General features: G+C 64.5%; 19 protein-coding genes. 15 read left to right on the top strand and 4 right to left on the bottom strand.

Annotated features, from left to right (window positions below; genetic code table 11):
• The first annotated feature begins 35 nt into the window (after positions 1-35).
• Both AB4037_RS01855 and AB4037_RS01850 read left to right on the top strand, forming a co-directional pair.
• Positions 36-1,331: an extracellular solute-binding protein gene (locus tag AB4037_RS01855; protein WP_441770339.1), complete on the top strand. Its 1,296-nt coding sequence runs from the start codon at positions 36-38 to the stop codon at positions 1,329-1,331.
• Positions 1,332-1,489: 158 nt separating this feature from the next.
• A complete protein-coding gene (locus AB4037_RS01850) occupies positions 1,490-2,395 on the top strand; it encodes a carbohydrate ABC transporter permease (protein ID WP_434957773.1) in 906 nt (301 codons plus the stop codon).
• 8 nt (positions 2,396-2,403) lie between these two features.
• On the opposite strand, the gene AB4037_RS01845 is transcribed toward AB4037_RS01850, so the two are convergent.
• The 3 genes from AB4037_RS01845 to AB4037_RS01835 form a co-directional block, all read right to left on the bottom strand.
• On the bottom strand, positions 2,404-4,287 hold the full coding sequence (locus AB4037_RS01845; protein ID WP_441770338.1) for an AsmA family protein: 1,884 nt from the start codon (positions 4,285-4,287) through the stop codon (positions 2,404-2,406).
• Positions 4,284-4,598 (bottom strand): hypothetical protein, encoded by a 315-nt coding sequence (locus AB4037_RS01840; protein WP_434957775.1) that lies wholly within the window; start codon positions 4,596-4,598, stop codon positions 4,284-4,286. Before AB4037_RS01840 ends, AB4037_RS01845 begins: the two co-directional genes overlap by 4 nt.
• 93 nt (positions 4,599-4,691) lie before the next feature.
• Positions 4,692-5,366 carry a hypothetical protein gene (locus tag AB4037_RS01835; RefSeq protein ID WP_441770337.1) on the bottom strand — a complete coding sequence of 225 codons (675 nt, stop codon included), beginning with the start codon at positions 5,364-5,366 and terminating at the stop codon, positions 4,692-4,694.
• 265 nt (positions 5,367-5,631) lie between these two features.
• Here AB4037_RS01835 and AB4037_RS01830 point away from each other — a divergent pair, with 265 nt between their 5' ends.
• The 11 genes from AB4037_RS01830 to AB4037_RS01780 all read left to right on the top strand — a co-directional run bounded on the left by AB4037_RS01830 (position 5,632) and on the right by AB4037_RS01780 (position 17,825).
• Positions 5,632-7,713, top strand: a complete 2,082-nt coding sequence (locus tag AB4037_RS01830; protein WP_441770336.1) for an acetoacetate--CoA ligase — start codon at positions 5,632-5,634, stop codon at positions 7,711-7,713.
• A 145-nt stretch (positions 7,714-7,858) separates the two neighbouring features.
• On the top strand, positions 7,859-8,260 hold the full coding sequence (locus tag AB4037_RS01825; protein WP_441770335.1) for a DUF2946 family protein: 402 nt from the start codon (positions 7,859-7,861) through the stop codon (positions 8,258-8,260).
• Positions 8,261-8,349: 89 nt separating this feature from the next.
• Entirely contained in the window at positions 8,350-9,720 is a 1,371-nt protein-coding gene (locus tag AB4037_RS01820) for a PepSY-associated TM helix domain-containing protein (protein WP_441770334.1), read from the top strand.
• 92 nt (positions 9,721-9,812) lie between these two features.
• Entirely contained in the window at positions 9,813-10,205 is a 393-nt protein-coding gene (gene copC / locus AB4037_RS01815) for a copper homeostasis periplasmic binding protein CopC (protein WP_441770333.1), read from the top strand.
• Positions 10,205-11,086: a copper homeostasis membrane protein CopD gene (gene copD / locus AB4037_RS01810; protein WP_441770332.1), complete on the top strand. Its 882-nt coding sequence runs from the start codon at positions 10,205-10,207 to the stop codon at positions 11,084-11,086. The genes copC and copD overlap by 1 nt, the downstream gene beginning before the upstream one ends.
• Positions 11,087-11,187: 101 nt before the next feature.
• Positions 11,188-11,817, top strand: coding sequence for a hypothetical protein (locus AB4037_RS01805; RefSeq protein ID WP_434957782.1), 630 nt, complete (start codon positions 11,188-11,190; stop codon positions 11,815-11,817).
• Positions 11,818-11,907: 90 nt separating this feature from the next.
• Entirely contained in the window at positions 11,908-12,621 is a 714-nt protein-coding gene (locus AB4037_RS01800) for a type 1 glutamine amidotransferase (RefSeq protein WP_441770331.1), read from the top strand.
• A gap of 120 nt (positions 12,622-12,741) precedes the next feature.
• Positions 12,742-14,208 (top strand): FAD-linked oxidase C-terminal domain-containing protein, encoded by a 1,467-nt coding sequence (locus AB4037_RS01795; RefSeq protein WP_441770330.1) that lies wholly within the window; start codon positions 12,742-12,744, stop codon positions 14,206-14,208.
• Positions 14,205-15,383, top strand: coding sequence for a glycolate oxidase subunit GlcE (gene glcE, locus AB4037_RS01790; RefSeq protein ID WP_441770329.1), 1,179 nt, complete (start codon positions 14,205-14,207; stop codon positions 15,381-15,383). Before AB4037_RS01795 ends, glcE begins: the two co-directional genes overlap by 4 nt.
• 2 nt (positions 15,384-15,385) lie before the next feature.
• Positions 15,386-16,681 carry a glycolate oxidase subunit GlcF gene (gene glcF, locus AB4037_RS01785; protein WP_434957786.1) on the top strand — a complete coding sequence of 432 codons (1,296 nt, stop codon included), beginning with the start codon at positions 15,386-15,388 and terminating at the stop codon, positions 16,679-16,681.
• A 106-nt stretch (positions 16,682-16,787) separates the two neighbouring features.
• On the top strand, positions 16,788-17,825 hold the full coding sequence (locus AB4037_RS01780; RefSeq protein WP_441770328.1) for an alpha/beta hydrolase: 1,038 nt from the start codon (positions 16,788-16,790) through the stop codon (positions 17,823-17,825).
• A gap of 165 nt (positions 17,826-17,990) precedes the next feature.
• Here the strand turns inward: AB4037_RS01780 and AB4037_RS01775 are convergent, their stop codons facing one another.
• Complete coding sequence (locus tag AB4037_RS01775; protein WP_434957788.1) at positions 17,991-18,380, bottom strand: ArsR/SmtB family transcription factor; 390 nt, start codon at positions 18,378-18,380, stop codon at positions 17,991-17,993.
• Between the two features lie 80 nt (positions 18,381-18,460).
• Between AB4037_RS01775 and AB4037_RS01770 the strand changes: the two genes are divergently transcribed.
• Positions 18,461-19,909: an MFS transporter gene (locus tag AB4037_RS01770; RefSeq protein WP_441770327.1), complete on the top strand. Its 1,449-nt coding sequence runs from the start codon at positions 18,461-18,463 to the stop codon at positions 19,907-19,909.
• Between the two features lie 269 nt (positions 19,910-20,178).
• Entirely contained in the window at positions 20,179-22,371 is a 2,193-nt protein-coding gene (locus tag AB4037_RS01765) for a malate synthase G (protein ID WP_441770326.1), read from the top strand.
• The last annotated feature ends 26 nt before the right edge of the window (positions 22,372-22,397 follow it).

The raw sequence follows: 22,397 nt of genomic DNA, 5'->3' as shown, positions 1-22,397 counted from the left end.
ACAAAGCCGCACATTACGGAGAGAGGGATAGAGCCATGATCTGGAGCGAAAATCGCCTGAAGACGACCCTGCTGGCGGCTGCCGGCGCGGCGATGCTGCTGGGGGCGTCGCTGTCGTCGGCCGCCGCCGAGACCGTCACTCTGCGCGCCCTGATGGAGGACGTACCGGAGACCAAGATCATCGAGGCGTTGCTACCGGAATTCGAAAAGAAGACCGGCATCAAGGTCGAGTTCGAGAAGATCGGCTATCCCGACATGCACGACAAGCTGGTGGCCCAGCTCACCGGGCCGCAGAGCTACTACAATCTGCTGGAGGTCGATTTCCTCTGGGCCGGCGAATTCCCTGCCGCCAACTGGCTGGTCGACCTCAAGCCTCTGGCAGAAAAGAGCAAATACGACCTCGGGGCCTTCATCCCTTCCACCATCGAGTTGCTCGGCGGCAGCCAGGACAAGCTCCATCTCATACCGATGTACAATTATTCGATGGGCCTGCTCTATCGCAAGGACCTCATCGCCGACGAGAAGCTGAAGGCGGCCTATAAGAGCGCTACCGGCAAGGAGCTTGCTCTGCCCGCCACGCTGGAAGACTATGTGGCGATCTCCAAATTCATGAAGGCCAATGCCAAGGTCGCGGGTGCGGCGATGCAGGGCCAGCGCGGCGATCCGAACAGCATGGAATTCTCCAACTATCTGTTCTCGGCGGGCGGGGCCTATCGCGACGCTGGCGGCAAGGCCAATTTGAACACGCCGGAGGCCAAGAAGGCACTCGACCTCTATGTCGACAATATCCAGAACGGAGCCCAGCAAGGCGCGATCTCGGCCACGCTCGACGACACCATGCGCCTGATGTGTTCAGGCTCGGCCTTCAGCATGGTGACCTATTGGTGGATGCTGCCGCAGATGGACGATGCCGCCAAATGTCCGACGGTGGCCGGCAAGGTCGGCCTTGCGGTGATGCCCGGCGGCCATGGCGAGAGCGGCGGCTGGGGCTGGGGCATTCCCAAGAACACCACACCGGAAGAGCAGGAAGCGGCCTGGACCTTCATCCAGTGGGTGCAGAGCAAGGAGGTCTCGGTGAAGCGGGCCCTGCAGGGCCACGCGCCGGTGCGCAGCGATGTCTACAAGGACGCCGAAGTGCTGAAGAAATACCCCTTCTACCAGACGGCCGAATCCGTGGTGGCGAGCGGCAAGTCCTTCCCTATCTTCACCTATTCGGCCCAGTACGAGGACGTGCTCGGCACGCAGCTCTCGCTTGCGGCCGGCGGCCAGGCGACATCCGAAGCGGCTCTGAAGGCGGCCTCGGACGGCTTGCAGCAATTGCTCGACAAGTGACCTTCTTCCGGCGCGGTCCTTCGGCCGCGCCGGTTCTACAGACCTGAGCAAAGTGCGATTCTCTAAATTGCATCTTTTCTCTAAATCCTTGTTTTGACGCGTTTTCTTGATCGAAAAGTCTATCAACTTTTTTGGAAAACGCTCCAGCGGTGTAACAGATGAGCGCGATGGGATTGGCCGGACGCAGCCGGGAATGGCGGATCGGATGGGCTTTCGCCCTGCCCGGCCTCTTGCTGCTCGCTATCGTGATGGGCTTTCCGCTCGTTTATGCCTGTATCCTGTCGATCTCGTCGATGACGCTGATCAAACCCAGCCTGATGCCGCTGGTCGGCTTCAAGAATTTCGCGTCGATGCTGGCCGACCCGCTGTTCTGGAACGCTCTATGGCTCACGGTACGTTATTCGGCCATCACGGTGATCGGCGAATTCGTGATCGGGCTCGGCATCGCCTTGATGCTCAACCGCACCGTGCACATGAAGCCGGTCTATTTTGCCATCCTCACCATCCCGATGGCGATGTCGCCCATCTCGGTGGCGCTGATCTGGCGCATGCTGCTACAGCCCAATCTCGGCATCGCCAATCATCTGATGGAAAGCTTCGGCCTGCCCCGGCTCGACTGGCTGGGCACGCCGGGCATGGCGCTATGGACAATGGCGGCCATCGACATCTGGCAGCAGATGTCCTTCGTGGTGCTGATCCTGGCCGCGGGCCTTGCCGCCCTGCCGCGCGACCCCTACGAGGCGGCCGAGGTCGACGGTGCCAGGGCCTGGCAGCAATTCTTCTACATCACCCTGCCAATGCTGCGGCCGGTGGCGGCCATCACCATCATCATCCAGCTAATCAACGAATTCCGCACCTATGACCTGCCCTATGTGCTCACCAAGGGCGGGCCCGGCAACGCCACCGAGGTGCTGAGCTTCTTCGCCTATCGCCGGGCTTTTCTCGGCCTGTCGCTCAATGAAGGTGCGGCAGCGGCCTTCGTGCTGCTGGTGATCGTGCTCGTCCTCACGGTGATCTTCTTTGCCGTATTGGAACGCTCGCAAGCCAGCGAATCGGGGCGCTGAAACGTCTCCTACTGCGCCGCCGAGGCAGGTGGATTCTTGCCGGTGTCCTGCGTGACGTCGCGGCCCGGCCGGATGAAGCTGCGCAGCAGAGGAGCGGCGGCACCCGAACGGCGGATCAGCGCCTCGGTATCGGGCTCGACCACCGGCACCTCCCACCCCCCATAGACGCGGAAAGGCAGTCGGAAGGGATTGGCGGCATCGGCGTCGCTCCAATTGGCCACGCCAGCCATGTCGAGGCTGCGCAGGGCGATATTGGCATCCCCCGTCAGCGAAACTGAAAGGGAGCCGTTCTCCATGCGGCAGTCGGCGGTCTTGGCCATGCCGTCGGCGATTTTGAAGCTCGCCTTGGCAAGGTCGAAGGTGGTGCGGCCGCCATAGGAAGATTCAAAACGGGCAGAGAGCGGCCGCCGCTCGATCTTCTGCATCAGGCTGGCGAGATCGATGCCGACTAAAGAGCCTCCGGAGACGCTGATATTGGCCTGTCCCTGCAGCGAGCGCGACAGCTCGGCGATGGAAGCGCCGGTGCCGTTCACCGCCATCGTTCCCGTGCCGGTTCCTTCCAGACGCCGAAAGGCGAAGAGATCGCCCAGCGCACTGCCCATGTCGATGCCTTCGAAGCTGGCAGTCGCGGCGAGTACGGTCATTTTGTCAGCGGGCTTGAGCGCGATATTGCCCTTGAGCGTGCCGCCATAGGCGACAGCCTCGCTGAGGGCGAGTTCGAGCTGGCCGTTGCGGGTGGAGACGGTGGCCGCAGCACGGCCGAGATGGACCTTGTCGATGGTTGTCTCGCCGGCGGAAATGCGCAGATCGAGATCACTGACCAGCAGACTGTTGATGCTGATATGATCGGCACGCCATTTGCGTGGCCGACCGTCCGCGAGCTGGAGTTCGTTGGAATAGGCACTCAGATCGAGCGTATCGGCGGCAAGCGTGCCGCTGACCTTCGGGCGCTCCCTGCCGAATTCGACGGTGAGCGAGCCTTCGGCTTCATTGCCGTCGAGCGAGAGTTGCACCTCGTTGAGGGAAATGGCGCTGCGGTCGAGCGACAGCGGCGACTGCAGGTCATAAGCGGCAAGGCTGTGTCCGGCGGGCAAGGCAAATCCGAGCCAGCGCAGCGTGTCACGCAGTGAAGCGCCGCTGGCCGAGACCTTGCCGTCAAGCCGCCCCTCCCCGTCCAGCATGCCGCTGGCGGCAAGGTTGAGCGTGTCACCCTTGATGCGTGCCCGCAGATCCGACTTGCCGCCGGCAATCAAGCTGGCGGGATCGGCAAGCGCCACGGCGATCTCGGTCTCACGGTCACGCCAATTGATTATGCCGGCCGCCGACATCGCGTCACTGCGGCCCGCCCAGGCGAAAGTAACATCGCCGACCGAAACGGAGGTCGCCCGGCCCGAGGCATTGTCGTTATAACGAATGGTGCCGTCCACGAGCCGGATGGTCTTGACCGGCATCGGCTTGTCGAAGTGCCCGGCAGCCGCCTCGGCCAGCACACCTTCCTTGAATTCCCAAGAGCGCGCGCCACCCTTGCCCGCGGTAAGGCCAATGCTGGCGCGCTTGAGCATCAGGCTTGATATCTCGATGCGTCCGATCACTAGCGGCGCCAGGCGGAGCGTGCCCTGCATCTTGTCGGCCACCAGCAATGGCGGCAGGCCCTCATGCCCGGACAAGCCCTCCTGCCCGGGAATGGTCACCTTCTCGATCATCAGCGTCGGCAGCGGCGCCCAGGCCAGATGCACCTGCCCCTCGATAATGGGCGTGCGGCCGGTCAGGGCGACGATTTCGCGGGTGAACGTGTCACGCAACACGCTTTCCGGCGTCAGCCAAGGAACGGTCAACACCAGTGCAACAAGCGCAGCGGCGATAGCGGCCAGGGATAGCCCAATACGCTTCATGCCGTTTCCGCGCCTCGCTCGATCAAAGAGTGGTTGGTGACATTTGCCATGCGCCCGGGCGACGGAGCTGAATCACAAACTCGATCCATTATAAATGGCAGTCCATCATGGTAAAAGCGAGGCTTGGTTGTGGCAAAGCCGCCATGCGGGAAAAGCGGCGCAGCAGGTCGTCGACCAAGCACAGTTTTCTGGCGCGGTCCACGGATGCGTCGCGCCTGAAAACTCTGCAAATGTTCGATATTTTGCAAATTCCTCCTGATCGTGCCCATGGGCACGATCAGGAGGAATTTGCTTAGACGGGTACGATACAATCGCGTGCCTCCAATCCCGCCATGATGGGTCGGCATGGTTAAGAAAGCCGGAAGAGAGAGGCACCGTGTTCGGCCCTGCGGCTCGTGCATTTCTCATCCGGCAGGCGCGCCGATCACATATACCACGTGAAACGGCTCCTGCCCCGGTTCCCCAAGCGATACCCGCTCGCGCCGCCAGGGCCATGCCGAGGCCACCAGATTGGCTTCGAAAGCCGCCGACTGGGTGGCCGACCACAGGCCGGCGATACCGCCCGGTGCGAGGGCCCGAACAATGCGGGCAATTCCCTCGCCTGAATAGAGCGCGTGGTTCGGCTCGTGCACCACATAATCGGGGCCGTTGTCGGTATCGAGCAGGATGGCATCGAAACCGCCGGGCTTAGCGGCAATGATCTCGGCGACGCTACCAGTGTGCACGATCACGCGGCCGTCCGCCAGCGGATGCTCGGCGAGCGGGGCAAGGACGCCCCGATTCCAGGCGACGACCTCGGGCAGGAGTTCGCAGACCAGGATGCGCGCCCGAGGGCCGACGGCGTCGAGCGTCGCCCTCAGCGTGTAGCCCATGCCGAGGCCGCCGATCAGGATGCGCGGTTCCTCCTCGCCCAGACACTGGCAGACGGTTCGAGCCAATGCGATCTCCGAGCGGGGATCATGGTTCGACATCAGCTCCCAGCCGTTGAAACGGATGTCAAACAGACCGCCGCGCCGGCGCAAGGCGATCTGGTCGCCATCCGCCGTCACCACGCTGTCGAGTTCCGTCCAGATCTCCATCGGCCCTGCTCCCCGGCCCGAGAAGCGGCCCTTATAGCAAGAGTAATGGCAAAGGGGCGGTCTTTGGAGCGGTCGGGATGAATATCGCCGAGCCTCACCGGCACGCCTTCTTTGGCAAGCTCGAGATAAATACATGCCTTGCCGATATCCCGGCGAAACCATCAAGCCTCTTCCTTAGCGAGCAAAATCGTCATACTGCAGTTGCGAAGAGCGATGCGCGCTGTGGCTTAGGGAAGCGCCGAAGCAAAGGGAAACAGCCGAGGACATGGTCAAGGAAACCACTGCCAAGGAAACCACCAGCAAGGAAACGACGGCCAAGGACGACAAGGCCCGGAAACCATCCAAGCCAGTGTCCGACGAAGCGCTGGCGGATGCCGCAGAGGCGCCTGCCGAACCGGCCGACGACAAGCCGTTATGGATCCCCTCGCCGGCGCGTGTCGCGGGAACGCAGGTCGCGGCCTTCATCGCCACCGCCAATGCCCGGCATGGCCTGTCGCTGAAGACTTATCACGACCTGCATCGCTGGTCCGTCGAGAGCGCCGCCGACTTCTGGAACCTGATCTGGGACGACAGCGGCATCAAGGGCGAGAAGGGCGAGCGGCTCACCAGCGATCTCGACGACATGCTCAAGGCGCGCTTCTTCCCGGATGCCAGGCTGAATTTCGCCGAGAACCTGCTGCCACTTAGCGACGACGAGCCCGCCTTGATCTTCCAGGGTGAGGACAAGGCAAGCCTGACCCTGAGCTGGCGCGAGCTCACCGACCTCGTCTCGCGCCTGCAGCAGGCGATGCGTGCCGAGGGGGTCCAGGTGGGTGACCGTGTCGCCGCCATGATGCCAAACCGTCCGGAGACGGTGGCAATCATGTTGGCAGCCGCCTCGATCGGCGCAATCTTCTCCTCCTGCTCGCCCGATTTCGGCGAGCGCGGCGTGCTCGACCGCTTCGGTCAGATCGCCCCCAAGCTGTTCTTCGCCATCGACGGCTACTGGTATGCTGGCAAGCGCATCGACAACGGCGCCAAGGTGATCGCGATCACCGCAGAACTCGGCTGCAAGACGGTGGTGGTGCCTTATCTCGGCGAGGCCGAGACGGTGGCGGCCAAGATCCCGGAAGGCACCACACTGGCCATCCTCACCGCGCCCTACCGGGCCAAGCCGGTGGTATTCGAGCCGCTGCCCTTCAACCAACCCCTGTTCATCCTCTATTCCTCCGGCACCACGGGCGTGCCCAAATGCATCGTGCACGGCGCCGGCGGCTCGCTCCTGCAGCTCGTCAAGGAGCATCGCCTGCAATGCGATTTGCGGCCGGGCGAGCGCAGCTTCTACTTCACTACTTGCGGCTGGATGATGTGGAACTGGCTGATCGCAGGCCTGGCCAATGGCGAGACGCTGCTGCTCTATGACGGCTCGCCCTTCCACCCCGAGGCGAGCGTGCTGTTCGATTTCGTCACACGCGAGAAGGGCGTGATGTTCGGCACCTCGGCCAAATATATCGATGCGGCCCACAAGGCCGGGCTGAGCCCGCGCCAGACTCACGACCTGAACGGGCTGAGGCTGATGACCTCGACCGGCTCGCCCTTGTCGCCCGAGGGCTTCCGCTGGGTCTATGAGGACGTGAAGGCCGATCTCCACCTCGCCTCCATCTCGGGCGGAACAGATATCGTCTCCTGTTTCGTGCTGGGCGATCCCACCGGGGCGGTGTGGTCAGGCGAGATCCAGGCGCCGGGCCTGGGCATGGCGGTCGACGTGTGGAACGACGACGGCAAGAGCGTGCGCGAGGAAAAAGGCGAGCTGGTGTGCACCCGTCCCTTCCCCTCCATGCCGGTGATGTTCTGGAACGATGAAGGGGGCCACAAATACCGAGCGGCCTATTTCGAGCGCTTCGACAACATCTGGCACCATGGCGATTTTGCCGAATGGACGGTTCATGGTGGGCTGATCATCCATGGCCGTTCGGACGCCACGCTCAATCCGGGCGGGGTGCGCATCGGCACCGCCGAACTCTATGCCCAGGTGGAGAAGATCCCGGACGTGCTGGAATCGCTCGCCATCGGCCAGGATTGGGAAGGTGACGTGCGCATCGTGCTGTTCGTGCGCCTGCGCGAGGGCGTGGCCCTGGACGATACCCTCATCGACCGCATCAAGCGCCAGATCCGCACCGGTGCCTCGCCACGCCATGTGCCGGCCAAGATCATCGCCGTCGCCGATATCCCGCGCACCAAGTCCGGCAAGATCACCGAGCTTGCCGTGCGTGACATCGTCGCCGGCCGCACCGTCAAGAACCAGGAGGCCCTGGCCAATCCCGAGGCGCTGGCCCTCTACAAGGACCTGCCGGCGCTGAGGGATTGACCCCCGCGGGTCGGCATGCACCGACTCGACTTAAGATACGCGACAAAGTTGTTTCTTGCCGGGCCGAGCCCGGCAATGACAAGATGATCATGGCGCCGGCATTCATCCGGCGCGCCTCGGCAAGACCCATCAGGAACCGGCAGCAGTGCTCGCTTCGCGCATAAGCAGGGACATCACGAAGGCCGCCATCACGGCCCTCGCTGTCTATGCGCTGCTGGTCAACAGCCTGCTGATGGGCGTGCTGATGGCCCCGCAATTGCGGGCCGATACGCTCGACCGCAATCTCGCCGCGCTCGAAATCGTCTGCGCCGGCGACGGCATGGGCATCACCGATGCGGGGTCTGGCCCGCCCGCAGACCATCGCGGCCATGAGGCCGAGTGCTGCATACTTTGCCCCGGCTTCGGCGGGCCTGCCTCGCCGGCCGGCATCGACCTGCCGCGGCGCCTGGCCGTCCTGGCGGCCCTCGCCCCCTGGGCGGCGGACACCCACATTCCTCCTTCCCTGCATCGCACGGCCGCCCAGCCGCGCGGACCACCGATGGCGTGACCTGAGAACGACCTCCCTTTTGTTTTCGGCCTGACGCCGTACGCAGCCCCTTGGCTATGCGCGGGCGAAGGGCAACTCAGGACACAACCATGACCGTCTCCCATGGCGCGGACGCCCTCGCGGTCGCTCCGCCTTCGCGCCTGTCGCTACAGCGCGCCATCTGGCGCTGGCATTTCTATGCCGGCCTGCTTTGCGTCCCCTTCATGATCCTGCTGGCCGTCACCGGCTCGCTCTATCTGTTCAAGGACGAGATCAACCACACGCTCTTTGCCTACCGCACCATCGTCGCCAATCCCGGTACGCCGGCCTTGTCGCCGGAAGAGCTGGTCGACAAGGCCCTCGAAGGCAAGCCCGAGGCCGCCGCCACCGCCTATACCGAGCCCGCGGACGCAACCTCCTCGGCCAAGGCCACTTACAAGGACGACGGCGGCAAACATTATGTCTACCTCGATCCCTATAGCGGCGCGGTGCTCGATACCGTGCGCGCCGACCGGGAGCCGATGTGGCTGATCAAGAAGATCCACAGCCTGGAACTGTTCGGCACCTTCACCAACCGGCTGATCGAGGCCGTCGGCGGCTTTGCCCTTATCCTGGTGACGACGGGGATCTATCTGTGGTGGCCCCGCGGCCAGAGCGGCGGCGTGGTGAGCCTTCGCGGCACGCCGGCACGCCGGGTGTGGTGGCGTGACCTCCACGCCGTCACCGGCGCCTTCGCCGGACTGGTGATCTTCTTCCTGGCGGCTAGCGGCCTGCCCTGGGCCGGGTTCTGGGGCAAGCAGCTCAATGGCTTCGCGACCCAGGCGGGGCTGGGCTACCCTACCCAGCTCTGGGACGAGACGCCGACGTCCACCGTGCCGCTACAGGACGTCGTCAGCAAGGCCGGCTGGACGGTGGAGAATTCGCCGGTGCCCCAATCGGCCCAGCCCTACACCCATGCGATCGGGCTCGACCGCGCGGTTGCCGTCGCGCGCGGTTTGGGCATCGCACCCGGCTTCGAGATGGTGCTGCCGACCGAAGAAAACGGCGTCTACACCGCGGCGATCTTCCCGGACGAATTGGCCAAGGAGCGCACCATCCATATCGACCAATATTCGGGCAAACCGATCGTCGATCTCAAATTCGCGGATTTCGGCGGCGTCGCCAAGGCGATCGAATTCGGCATCAACGTGCATCAGGGCCAGCAATGGGGCCTCGCCAACCAGCTGGTGATGCTGGCGACCTGCCTTGCCAGCATCCTCGCCAGCGTCTCCGGCGTGATGATGTGGTGGAAGCGCCGCCCGAGCGGCAGGCTCGGCGTGCCGCCCTATCCCAGCGATCCCCGCGTCTATCGCGGCCTGTGGATCGTGGCCATCGCCGTCGGCCTCGCCTTTCCCATCACGGGGCTCGCCATCGCCGTGATGGTGGCGCTCGATCTCCTGGTCATCCGCACCGTGCCGCCTTTGCGCCGCGCCTTTGCCTGAACGGCGCCATTCGCAGCTTCGAGGCGGCGGGGTCTGCCTTCACCGCCTCGCTATCGCTTCCATCCTGCCCCGCCGATGATGGCGGACTAACCATGAAAGTTCACATCATGTCTCTCATGCGCAATCTCTCGCTTCTTTCGCTCACCGCCGCCCTCAGCCTGACGGCAGCCGGCTCGGCTCTGGCCCACGCCCATCTGAAATCCGCGGCACCGGCCGACAATGCCGTGGTCGCGGCTGCGCCCGCCGCATTGGAACTGCATTTCAGCGAAGGCGTCGATCTCAAATTCTCAGGTGTCAGCCTGACCGGTCCGGATCAGAAAGCCGTCGCCACCGGCGATCCCACCCATTTCGGCAATGACGAGGCCAGCCTCTCCGTGCCCGTTACAGCCAAGCTCGCGCCGGGCAAATATACGGTGCAATGGCATGTCCTTTCCAAGGATGGCCATAAGGTCAAGGGCAGCTATTCCTTCGACGTGAAGCCCTGATGGATCTCGAAACCGCTCTCCAGGCCTGCCGCTTCCTGCATTATGCCGCAGCGATGGCCCTGTTCGGTACCAGCGCCTTCCTCGCCATACTGGCGCCGAAGCAACTGGCCGAACGGCTCGTAGAGCGGTTGAGAATTATACTGGTCGTGGCGGCCGGCCTTGCCGCCGCGACCACCCTGGCTTGGCTCCTGCTGAAAACCGGCGAGATCGGTGACGGTTGGGCCAACACGCTCGATCCAGCCCTGATCACCTCGGTGCTGACCGACAGCAGCTTCGGTCGCGCCTGGCAATGGCGCCTCGTCTTTGCCGCGTGTCTGCCGGCCGTGTTTCTGCTTGGGCCGCGCCGGTTGCCCGCACTTGCCCTCTGCTCGGGCCTGCTTCTCGCCAGCCTCGCCTTGACCGGTCACTCCGCCATGCTGAGCGGCTGGCCTGGCCTGCTGCAGAGGGGCAACCACATGCTGCATCTGCTCGCGGCAGGCGCCTGGCTCGGTGCCCTCATCCCTCTCCTGCCTTGCCTGATCATGCTCGGGGATGCCTTTCCTGCCCCTCCCGCCACCCAGGCGCTTCGCCGTTTTTCGACCGCCGGCCATGTCGCGGTGTCGCTCGTGGTCGTCACCGGCATCGCCAATACCACCCTCGTGCTCGGCCGCGCACCGACGGATTGGTCCTCCCCCTACCAGGCCCTGCTCGCCGCCAAGATCGGCCTCGTCGGTGTCATGATCGCGATCGCCCTGATCAACCGTTACTTCCTTGTTCCCCGAATCCGCCTGGCGCGGACGAGGTCGCTGCGGCTGCTGAGCTGTCTCACCGTCGCGGAATTGCTGCTCGGATCCGGCGTACTCGTCCTCGTCAGTCTCTTCGGCATGATCGAGCCGACTTGACAGGCACGCCGTATCACGGTTTGCCTTGCCGGAGAGCTGCCCTCGGGGGCAGAGGCAGTCGAAGGCAGGGCCGGATGCCGGGCAGGAATACAACAAGCGGAGTGCTCAGCCTCGCCGGCCGCCTCATCGGAGCCCTGCTGCTTGCCCTGCTGGCGACCTCCGCCTTCGCCCATCGCCAAACGTCCGATGGCGATGGTACGGGGGCAGGCATTCCCATCCCCAATCTCACCCATGGCCAGATGGCGGTCATAGCCGACAATATGCCGGCGATTCTCGCCGTCGCCGACCGCCAGACCGGCCTCGACGAGACCGCGCGCCGGCTACGCGCCTTCGTCGACTGGCAGTATTTCTTCTGTTTCCGTGGCCTGGTACCCGGCAGCCTGAAGGACGAGGAAAGCCCCTTCAACGAATGCAGTCATGCCTATCTCGCCGGCACCCAGGCCCTGCTGCTCGAACTCAGGCAGACCCGCGGAGACCGCGCTGACGTGCGCGCCCTCGTCGACAAGGTCGGGCTCGACATGGTCAGAAACAATGCCGCACTGGTGCTTTGCCGTTTCAGCGGCGAGGCGTTCAACACTGCCGATGTCGTATCGCCGCGCTGGAGCGAGGTGCCCGCGCATCCGCCAAGCCTGGCAACCTTCGGCGGCTTCGCCTTTCTGGTCGGCGGTGTCCTCTGGCTCGGCCTGCGGCGACGCACCGCGCCTGTTTCGGGGCCTTTGCCGGCCGGTTGAGGGTTTCGGAGCGACAATAGGGCTTGCACGAAGCGATGATTGCTTGTCGGATGGTCTGACCATTCGATTATTGACGGCTTTCATCCCGCCATGCGCATCCTCGTCCTCCAGCATCTTGCCTCCGAGCATCCCGGCATTTTCCGCTCCTTCTTCGCCCGCGACGGCATCGAATGGGATGCCGTCGAACTCGACGAAGGCGGCACCATCCCCGCGCTCGATCCCTATGATGCGCTCTGGGTCATGGGGGGTGCCATGGATGTGTGGGACGTCGACCAGTTTCCCTGGCTGGTCGAGGAGAAGCGTGTCATTCGCCGCTGGGTGCGCGAACTCGGCAAGCCCTATCTCGGCATCTGCCTCGGCCATCAGCTTCTCGCCGACGCGCTTGGCGGGACCTGCGGGCCGCAGACACCGCCCGAGGTCGGCGTCTTCGATGTGGATGTAACGGAAGCCGGCCAGGCCGACCCGTTGTTCGAAGGCTTCGCGCCGTGCTTCCGCGCCCTGCAATGGCATTCGGTGCGCGTCGCCCAGCCGCCCGAGGGCGCCGCGGTGCTGGCCTCTTCGCCCCTTTGCTCGGTTCAGGCCATTCGTGCCGCGCCACGGGCCTGGGGCATGCAGTATCATGTCGAAGCCGAAAACGCCGCCGTGCAGCAATGGGGCTGCGTGCCCGAATACAGGACCGCGCTCGAGCGCACCAATGGCGAAGGCGCCATGGAGCGCCTGCAGGCCGACATCGCTGCCCATGCCGAGGGCTTCGAGGCCAACGCGGCCATTGTCTATCGAAATTTCATGCGGCTCGCGCGATAATGGCGGCAAAAATTCAATAAAGCATGCATGGTTACTACCTCGAGGCCGTAAAAATGGCCCCTGGTAGGGCCTGACACATCGGCGCGATGCCGGATTCGGCATCGCTGGAGGAAACCAACCATGCCTGAAGGCACGCCATCGACCACCGGCATTCCGATGCCGCCTCCCGACCCCGCCATCCTGGCGCGGCGGCAGGCTGTCATCGATGGCCTGGCCAAGCTGGTGCCCGCGGCGAACCTGATCATCAGCGAGGACGAGCGCCGCGCCTATGAGACCGACGCCTTCACCGCCTATCGGGCCGTACCGCTCGCCGTGGTGCTGCCCGAGACCACCGAGGAAGTCGCGGCGATCCTGAGATTCCTCAACCAGGAGGGCGTTCCCGTGATCCCGCGCGGCGCCGGTACCTCGCTCGCCGGCGGTGCCCTGCCCCAGGCGGACGCCGTGGTCGTCGGCCTCTCCAAGATGAGCAAGGTGCTGGAACTGCGTTTGCCGGACAGGCTTGCGCGCGTGCAGGCCGGCATCACCAATCTCGGCATTTCCGGCGCCGTGGCGCATGAGGGCTTCTTCTACGCGCCCGACCCTTCCAGCCAGCTCGCCTGCACCATCGCCGGCAACATCGCCATGAATTCCGGCGGCGCCCATTGCCTGAAATATGGCGTCACCACCAACAACATCCTCGGCGTACGCCTGGTGACGATGGCAGGCGAGATTCTCGACATCGGCGGCGACGCCATGGATGCCGACGGCTATGACCTGCTCGGCATCGTCATCGGCTCAGAAGGCCAGTTCGGCATCGTCACCGAGGCGGTGGTGCGCATCCTGCCGATGGCCGAGGGCGCCCGGCCCATGCTGGTGGGCTTTGCCGCGCCCGAGGAGGCGGGGCGCTGCGTCGCCGCCATCATCGCCTCTGGCATCATTCCCGTCGCCATCGAATATATGGACAGGCTCGCCATCGAGATCACCGAGGACTTTGCCCATGCCGGCTACCCCCGCGATGCCGGCGCCATGCTGATCATCGAGGTCGAAGGTTCGGACGCCGAGATCGACCGGCTGCTCGACCTGATCTCGACCATGGCGCGCCAGCACGGAGCCACCACCATCAAGATCTCGAAGTCGGAGGCCGAAAGCGCGGCGATCTGGAAGGGACGGAAATCGGCTTTCGGTGCCACCGGCCGCATCGCCGACTATATCTGCATGGATGGCACCATCCCGACCGGCCAACTGCCGATGGTGCTCAAGCGCATCGATGAGATCACCGCAGCCCATGGGCTGCGCGTCGCCAACGTCTTTCATGCCGGCGACGGCAATCTGCATCCCCTCGTACTCTACAATGTCAACGACGCCGACCAGCGCGAAAAGGCCGAGGCCTGTGGCTTCGACATCTTGCGCCTATGCGTGGAAGCCGGCGGCTGCCTGACCGGTGAACACGGCGTCGGCATCGAGAAGCGCGACCTGATGCGCGAGCAGTTCGATCAGGTCGATCTCGACCAGCAACGCGACCTCAAGCTCGCCTTCGATCCCAAATGGCTGCTCAACCCGGCCAAGGTCTTCCCGCTCGACATGAAGCCGGGAGGCTGGGCGGCATGACGGCGTTCTCCCCTACCAGCGAAGCTGAGCTGGCCGGCATCGTCACCGAGGCCTTCCGGAACAAAATTCCACTCGCCGTGACCGGCGGCGGCTCGAAGGCCGGCATCGGCAGGCCTGTGGATGCCTCCGCCATCCTGGAAACACGCGGCATCACCGGCATCACGCTCTATGAACCGACCGAGATGGTGATCGGCGCCCGGGCCGGCACCTCCCTGGCCGAGCTCACCGCAACCCTCGACGCCCGCGGCCAGATGCTGCCCTTCGAGCCGGGCGACTGGCGCCGCCTGCTCGGCACCGCCCCGACCGAGCCGACGATCGGCGGCCTGGTCGGCGCCAATCTCTCCGGTCCGCGCCGGATCGTCACGGGTGCCTGTCGCGACAGCCTGATCGGCGTCCGCTTCGTCAACGGCAAGGGCGAGACGGTCAAGAGTGGCGGACGGGTGATGAAGAACGTCACCGGCTACGACCTGACCAAGCTGATGGCGGGATCCTGGGGCACGCTGGGCATCCTTTCCGAGGTGATCTTCAAGGTCCTGCCCAAGCCGGAGGCCAGCACCAGCCTGGTCTGGCAAGGTCTTGACGACAACCGGGCCATCGAACTGATGTCCTCGGGCCTCGGCAGCCCCTTCGAGGTCTCGGCCGCCGCCCATGTCCCGGCCGACCTCTATGCGGGCACGGCTCTGACCGTGCTCCGGCTGGAGAATTTCGAAAGTTCCGTCGCCTATCGGCGGGACCAGCTCGGCCGCCTGCTCACGCGCTTCGGCGACCATGCCGTGCTCGACCGTGACGATTGCCGCAGTTTCTGGTTCGATATCGCCGATGTCGCGCCGCTGGCGCAGCAGGACGGCATGATCTGGCGCCTCTCGGTGGCCCCTTCCAAGGCTGCCGCCCTCGGGGCCTCGCTGCGCTGGCTCGGCGAGATCAAGCTGTTCTACGATTGGGGCGGCGGCCTGATCTGGCTGCTGGCCCCCGAAACGACGGAATTTGCCAAGGCGATCGCCTCGGCAACCAAGGCCGAGGGCGGCCATGCCATGCTGATCAAGGCCAGCGCCGATTTCCGGGCTGAGGCCTTCCATTTCGGCGCGCAGGAGGGCCCGCTCGCCGCCCTGAGCGCCAGGGTGAAGCAGGCCTTCGACCCCGCCAACATCCTCAATACCGGGCGCCTGGGAGGCTGACCGTGCAGACGAATTTCTCGCTCGCCCAACTCGCCGATCCGCATATGAAGGAATCCGAGCAGATCCTGCGCACCTGCGTGCATTGCGGCTTCTGCACCGCTACCTGCCCAACCTATGTGCTGCTCGGCGACGAGCTCGATTCTCCGCGCGGGCGCATCTACCTGATCAAGGACATGCTGGAAGGCGGCAAGCCGGCCACGGCCGAGGTGGTCAAACATGTCGACCGCTGCCTGTCCTGCCTGTCCTGCATGACGACCTGCCCCTCGGGCGTCAATTACATGCATCTGGTCGACCACGCCCGCGCCCATATCGACAAGACCTATCGCCGCCCGGCCAGCGAAGCCCTCTTGCGCACGCTGATGGCCAAGGTCCTGCCCAACCGCCGGGCCTTTCGCTGGAGTATGGCGCTGGCGCGGCTCGGCCGTCCCTTTGCGGGCCTCGCGGCGAGGCTTCCCCAGGGCAAGCGGCTGGCCGCCATGCTGGCTCTCGCACCGACGTCCCTGCCATCAGCCTCCTCTGCCACACGCCCCGGCAGTTTCGCGCCGAAGACCGCCAGGAAAGGCCGCGTCGCGCTCCTCACCGGCTGCGCCCAGGCCGAGCTCGCCCCCGGCATCAACGAGGCCGCGATCCGCCTGCTCAACCGGCATGGCATCGAGGTGGTGCTGCCCAAGGGCGAGGGCTGCTGCGGCGCGCTCGTCCACCACATGGGCAAGGAAAAGGACGCCCTCGCCTACGCCAAGGCCAATATCGACGCCTGGACAGCGGAAATGGCCAAAGGACTCGACGCCATCCTGATCACTACGTCGGGATGCGGCACCACCATCAAGGATTACGGCTTCATGCTGCGCGGCGACCCCGCCTATGCGCAGAAGGCGGCCGCGGTTTCCTCCATCGCCAAGGACATCAGCGAATATCTGGAGACGCTGCCGCCCCTGCCGGTGACGGTCGAGACCGGCCAAAGCGTCACCTACCATGCGGCTTGCTCGCTGCAACACGGCCAGCAGATCAAGACCGCGCCCAAGACCTTGCTCAAGCGCGCCGGTTTCCAGGTGAAGGAGGCGGCGGAGGCCCATCTGTGCTGCGGCTCGGCCGGCACCTACAACATGTTGCAGCCCGAGATTTCCGAGCGCCTGCGCGAACGCAAGCTCGGTAATATCGCGGCCACCAGGCCACAGATCATCGCCGCCGGCAATATCGGCTGCATGACGCAGCTGGCGCTGGGGACCACGACGCCGATCGTGCATACGGTGGAACTCCTGGATTGGGCGACCGGAGGACCGAAACCGAAGGGGCTGTAATTTCTGGGATCGCAGGCTTCCAGCCTGCTCTTGCCTTGCCTGCATGCGCGATGTTTCCAAGAGCAGGCTGGAAGCCTGCGATCCCAGGACAAGGATGGAGAACTCGATGACGAAGCTCGGCAGCCTGTTCCTCGCCATGCTCCTTGCCTTGACTGCCAGCGCCTTCGCTCAGGACGAGCGAGCCCCCAACGAAAAGCCGGTCAAGGTCATCGCCGACGGGCGCATTGCCGTTCCCGGCGGCGGCGAACTGCCGCTCTATGTCTCGGCGGACTGGTCCAAGCCATTGCCGCAGGTCGATCGCGCCGTCCTGGTGCTGCATGGGAGGCTGCGCGATGCGGATGTCTATTTCCGCTCCGCCCTCAAGGCCCAGGCTGCCGCCAGGCCGGCAGGGCAGACAGCCTTGATGATCGCACCGCAATTCCTTGCCGAAACGGATGTGAAAGCCTTCGACCTGCCGCCCGATATCCTGCGCTGGACACTGACGAGCTGGCAGGGTGGCGAGGACGCCCTCGGCCCCAGGCCGGTGAGCTCGTTTGCAGCCCTCGACGCCATCCTGGCCCGCCTCGCCGACCGTCGGCTGTTCCCGCATTTGCGGGAAGTGGTGGTCGCCGGCCATTCCGGCGGTGGGCAGGTGGTGCAGCGCTACGCCATTGCCGGCAAGGGCGAAAGCACCCTAGTCGCGATGGGCATCGGCGTGCGCTATGTCGTCGCCAATCCCTCTTCCTACGCCTATTTCTCGTCTGAACGGCCAGCGCCTGATATCGCCGCCTCCTGCCCGGGCTTCGACGACTGGAAATACGGCATGCAGGCCCGCCCGGCCTATCTTGCCTCCCCCTCGCCGGATATGCTGGAGAGGACCTATACCGCCCGGCGCGTGATCTATCTGCTCGGCACGGAGGATACCGATCCCAATCATCCCGCGCTCGACAAGACCTGCATGGCCGAAGCCCAGGGTCCTTATCGCCTGGCCCGCGGCGAGGCCTATGTCTCGACGATGCGCCAACGCGACGGCGGTACGCCCCGTCACAGCCTGTGGCTGGTGCAGGGTGTGGGCCATAGTGGCGACAAGATGCTGACGTCGTCCTGCGGCCTCGCCGCCCTGTTCGACCTGCCGGGCTGTCCGACAGCGAAGGCGTCGCCCTGAAGGCTGTTTGCTTCCGCTCTCACGACAACCACGTTTCGGCCATCACCGAAGCATCCCAGTCTCCGCGCTGCTAGATTCGGGCATCTCAAAAGCATTTCGCTCTCGGAGATCTCCCATGCGGTATTCTGAATTCCAAATCTCTGCGCAGCTCTCGAAAGCCCACTCTCAACTCGGTGTGGCCTCGACCTCGGCAACGAGCCAGGCTAGGAGGCCGGGAAATTTCGCCTCGATATCCGCCCGGCGCAGATAGGTCTTACGGCAATTGCCATAGTCGACCATGCCGATCAGGCCAGCCTCGCGCAGCATGCGGAAATGATAGGTACGGGTCGCCTTGGTCACCGGCAAGCCAAAGGACGAGCAGCCGATCTCCGTGCCATCGGGGGCAAGGACGAGCGTCGCCACCACGCGTCGCCGATGCGGATCGGCAAGGGCTGCCAATACGGGGCCGAGAGTGATCTCCTCGCGGCTTGGAGGATCGTCCTGGTCAGGTATTGCCGCCTCCGTTGCGATCCAAGCCCCATCCGAAGAAGTCGTCCCGCGTTGGCTGATTGCCAATGGGTGCACTTCCAGGTATGAATAATATCATACTTAAATGACATCGCAGATGCGATAAATTTTCAAGAAGAGATTTCATCATGACAAGCCTGCAGCCGGCTGTATCGGAACCATGCGCAGCAGGAAGCGAGCCGGTTTGGGCCTCGGCAGCCGGGTCGACCGGTTCCGGGCTCGGCAGGCCGATCCGCCCAGCGGCTCGGCTGACCGCTCTCAGCCTCGGGGTTGCGCTGGTGCAGCTCGACGTCAGCATCGTCAATGTCGGCCTCGACCAGATGCGCGGCCTGATGGCGGGCGGCGTCGCCGGGCTGCAATGGGTGGTGAACGGCTATACGCTCGCCTTTGCCGGGCTCCTGCTCACCGGCGGCGCGCTCGGAGACCGGTTCGGTGCCAAGCGCCTCTATCTTCTCGGTCTCGCGCTGTTCACGCTTGCCTCGCTCGCCTGCGGCCTCGCACCGAGCGGCACCACTCTCATCGCCGCTCGCGTGCTGCAGGGCATCGGCGCCGCCCTGTTGATGCCTCCTTCGCTGGCCCTGGTTGTTCATGCCTATCGCGACCCCTCCGAGCGCGCCAAGGCCATCGGCGTCTGGGGCTCCGTCGGCGGTCTTGCCATGGTGGCCGGCCCTGTCCTCGGCGGACTGTTGATCGCCCTGTTCGGCTGGCGCAGCATCTTCCTGATCAACCTGCCCGTCGGCCTGCTCGCCCTTTGGATGGCGTATCGCTTTACCGAGGAGACGCGCGAGCGCCATGCTCGCGCCATCGATTTGCCGGGCCAGGTTCTCGGCATCATCACCGTGGTGGCGCTGACGGCGGCGATCATCGAGGGAGAGCCCCTGGGCTGGAGTCACCCTGTCATTCTCGGCGCTGTTGCCGTCTTCCTCCTGGCGGGCGCACTATTCCTGGCCGTTGAATCCCGTACGGCGGAACCCATGATGCCGCTCAGCCTGTTCCGCAACCCGATCTTCACGGCCGCAGCCCTGGTCGGTACCCTGCTCAATGTCAGCTTCTACGGCACCATCTTCCTGCTCAGCCTGTATTTCCAGGACGGTCTCGGCATGTCGCCACTGAACGCAGGCCTCGCCTTCCTGCCGATGACCGGTCTCATCGCGATCACCAATATCCTGTCGGGACGCGTTGCCGTGCGTTGGGGCAATCGGTTGCCCATCGTGCTCGGCCTCGCCATCGACACTTTCGGTTTCGTCGTCCTCGCGCTGCAGCTGCGAGGTGATGCCGGCTACGGTCATATCTGGTGGCCGCTGCTGCTCATCGGCTGCGGCATGGCGCTCGCCGTGCCCGCTATGATCGGCGCCCTGCTCGCCACGGTCGAGAAGACCCGGGCTGGTATTGCCTCCGGCGTTCTCAACGCCCTGCGTCAAACCGGAGGAGCGGTCGGCGTGGCGGTGTTCGGCGTGATCGGCGCCGGCGGCAGCTCCCTCTCCGGCATGACCACGGCGATGTGGGTTGCCGCCATCGGCCTCTTCATCGTCATGCTGCTCGCCGCCTTGTGCATCAAGCGAACACCCGCGCCATAAGACAAACATGCCTACGCGACGGCGAGCGTGGACAAGCCCCCCGCCGCACCCGCAGACAGGCAAATCGTGAGAAAAGTGGTGGGCCGCCAGAATGAAGCCCCGAATCCACTGCCAAACTGCGGATTCGCCGAAACGCCCATTGCCTTAGGACGATGAGGCCGTCGCAAGGTTTCCGTCAGATGGAAATTCGATACCCAACCGTGGATGTTTGGCGTATCCACACGGAACCCGCCATGATCATGACAATTGCTGACTGATAAGGGAGCACCATGAACGATACGGCTGAAGCCGGACACTCGGCCACTCGCGTGGCGCGCGGCGATTTGCTTGTCGCGCCCGAGCTTGCATCCTTTCTGGAGCAGGAGGCCCTGCCCGGCACCGGTATAGAGGCGCAGGCCTTCTGGGATGGGTTCTCAGCGCTGGTCCGTGAGTTCGGACCGCGCAACAAGGCGCTCTTGCAGCGGCGCGACGAACTGCAGGCTCAGATCGACGCCTGGCATCTCGCGCGCCACGGCCAGCCACATGACCGCAATGCCTACAAGGCTTTCCTCACCGAGATTGGCTATCTGCTGCCGGAGGGCGACAACTTCACCATCGCGACCGAGAACGTGGATCCCGAGATCGCCACGGTCGCAGGTCCCCAACTCGTTGTGCCGATCACCAATGCGCGATTCGCGCTGAACGCCGCCAATGCGCGCTGGGGCAGCCTCTATGACAGCCTCTACGGCACCGACGCAGGGGGCGGGCCACCGCCGGCCGGCAGCTATAACCGGGGCCGCGGCGCCCGCGTCGTGGCCAAGGCACGGGTTTTTCTCGACGAGGCCTTCCCACTCGAGGGCACGAGCCATGCGGATGCCCGGCGCTATCATGTCCACAACGGCGCGCTTCTTGTCGACGACATGCCACTGGTCGAGCCGGAGAAATTCATCGGCTATCGCGGCCATCCGCGCGCGCCCGACGCCGTGCTGCTTCGCAACAACGGATTGCACGTCCAACTGATCTTCAACCGGGCCCACTCGATCGGTAGTCGCGATCAGGCCGGTCTTGCCGACATCCGGCTGGAAAGCGCCATCTCGGCGATCATGGATTGCGAGGATTCGGTTGCCTGCGTCGATGCCGAGGACAAGGTGGTCGCCTACCGCAACTGGCTGGGGCTGATGCGGGGCAACCTGACGGAGACCTTCCGCAAGGACGGTGCCGAGATGACGCGTAAGCTGAACCCAGACCTGACCTTCACGGCACCCAATGGCGGCGAAGTCACGATCAAGGGCCGGGCGCTGATGCTGGTGCGCAATGTCGGCCATCTCATGACCAATCCAGCCATCCTCGACCAGGATGGCGGAGAAGTCTTCGAGGGCCTGATGGATGCGATGGTGACCACGCTGATCGCAATGCATGACCTGAAAAAGTCCGAGGGCCTGCGCAATTCGGTCGCCGGCTCGGTCTATGTCGTCAAGCCCAAGATGCACGGGCCCGACGAGGTCGCCTTCGCCGACGAGGTCTTCGCCCATGTCGAAGCGGTGCTGGGCCTGCCCAAGCACACGGTCAAGTTGGGGGTGATGGACGAAGAACGGCGCACCAGCGTCAACCTGATGGAGTGCATCCGGGCGGCGAAGCATCGCATCGTCTTCATCAATACCGGTTTCCTCGATCGCACCGGGGACGAGATCCATACCTCGATGGAGGCCGGCCCGTTCAGCCGCAAGGACTTCATCAAGCGCAAGGACTGGATCGTCGCCTACGAAAACCAGAACGTCGACATCGGCCTGCAATGCGGCTTTTCGGGCAAGGCCCAGATCGGCAAGGGCATGTGGGCGATGCCGGACCGGATGGCGGCCATGCTGGAAGCCAAGATCGAGCACCCCAAGGCCGGCGCCAATTGCGCCTGGGTGCCGAGCCCGACGGCGGCAACGCTCCATGCCCTGCATTACCACAAGATCAACGTCTTCGCGGTGCAGGCCGCGCTGGCGAAAGGCGGCAGGCGCGCCTATGTCGAGACGATCCTCGAAATTCCGGTCGCAAGCTACCAGAAGTGGCTGCCCGAGCAGATCCGCCGTGAGGTCGAGAACAATGCGCAGGGCATCCTCGGCTATGTCGTGCGTTGGATCGATCAGGGCATCGGGTGTTCGAAGGTGCCAGATATCAACGATGTCGGGCTGATGGAGGATCGCGCGACCTGCCGCATCTCGGCGCAGCATGTCGCCAACTGGCTTCACCACGGCATCGTCGATGAGGACGAGGTCAGGCAGATCATGCGTCGCATGGCGGAGGTCGTGGATCGCCAGAACGCCGGCGATCCCCACTACCGTGCGATGGCTCCCGCTTTCGACGGGGTGGCATTCCGTGCGGCATGCGATCTGGTCTTCGAGGGCCGCTCGCAGCCGTCGGGCTATACCGAGCCGCTGCTTCATGCGCGCCGGCGCGAATTCAAGGCAGCCCAGGCGCTTAGTTCTGCTGAGTGAAAGAAGCATCCTTACCCTCTTCTCCC

The organism is Labrys sp. KB_33_2, assembly GCF_052114505.1.
Classification (GTDB): Bacteria; Pseudomonadota; Alphaproteobacteria; order Rhizobiales; family Labraceae; genus Labrys.
Note: the sequence above shows the minus strand (reverse complement) of the source record. Positions and strands in the feature narration are given on the sequence as shown.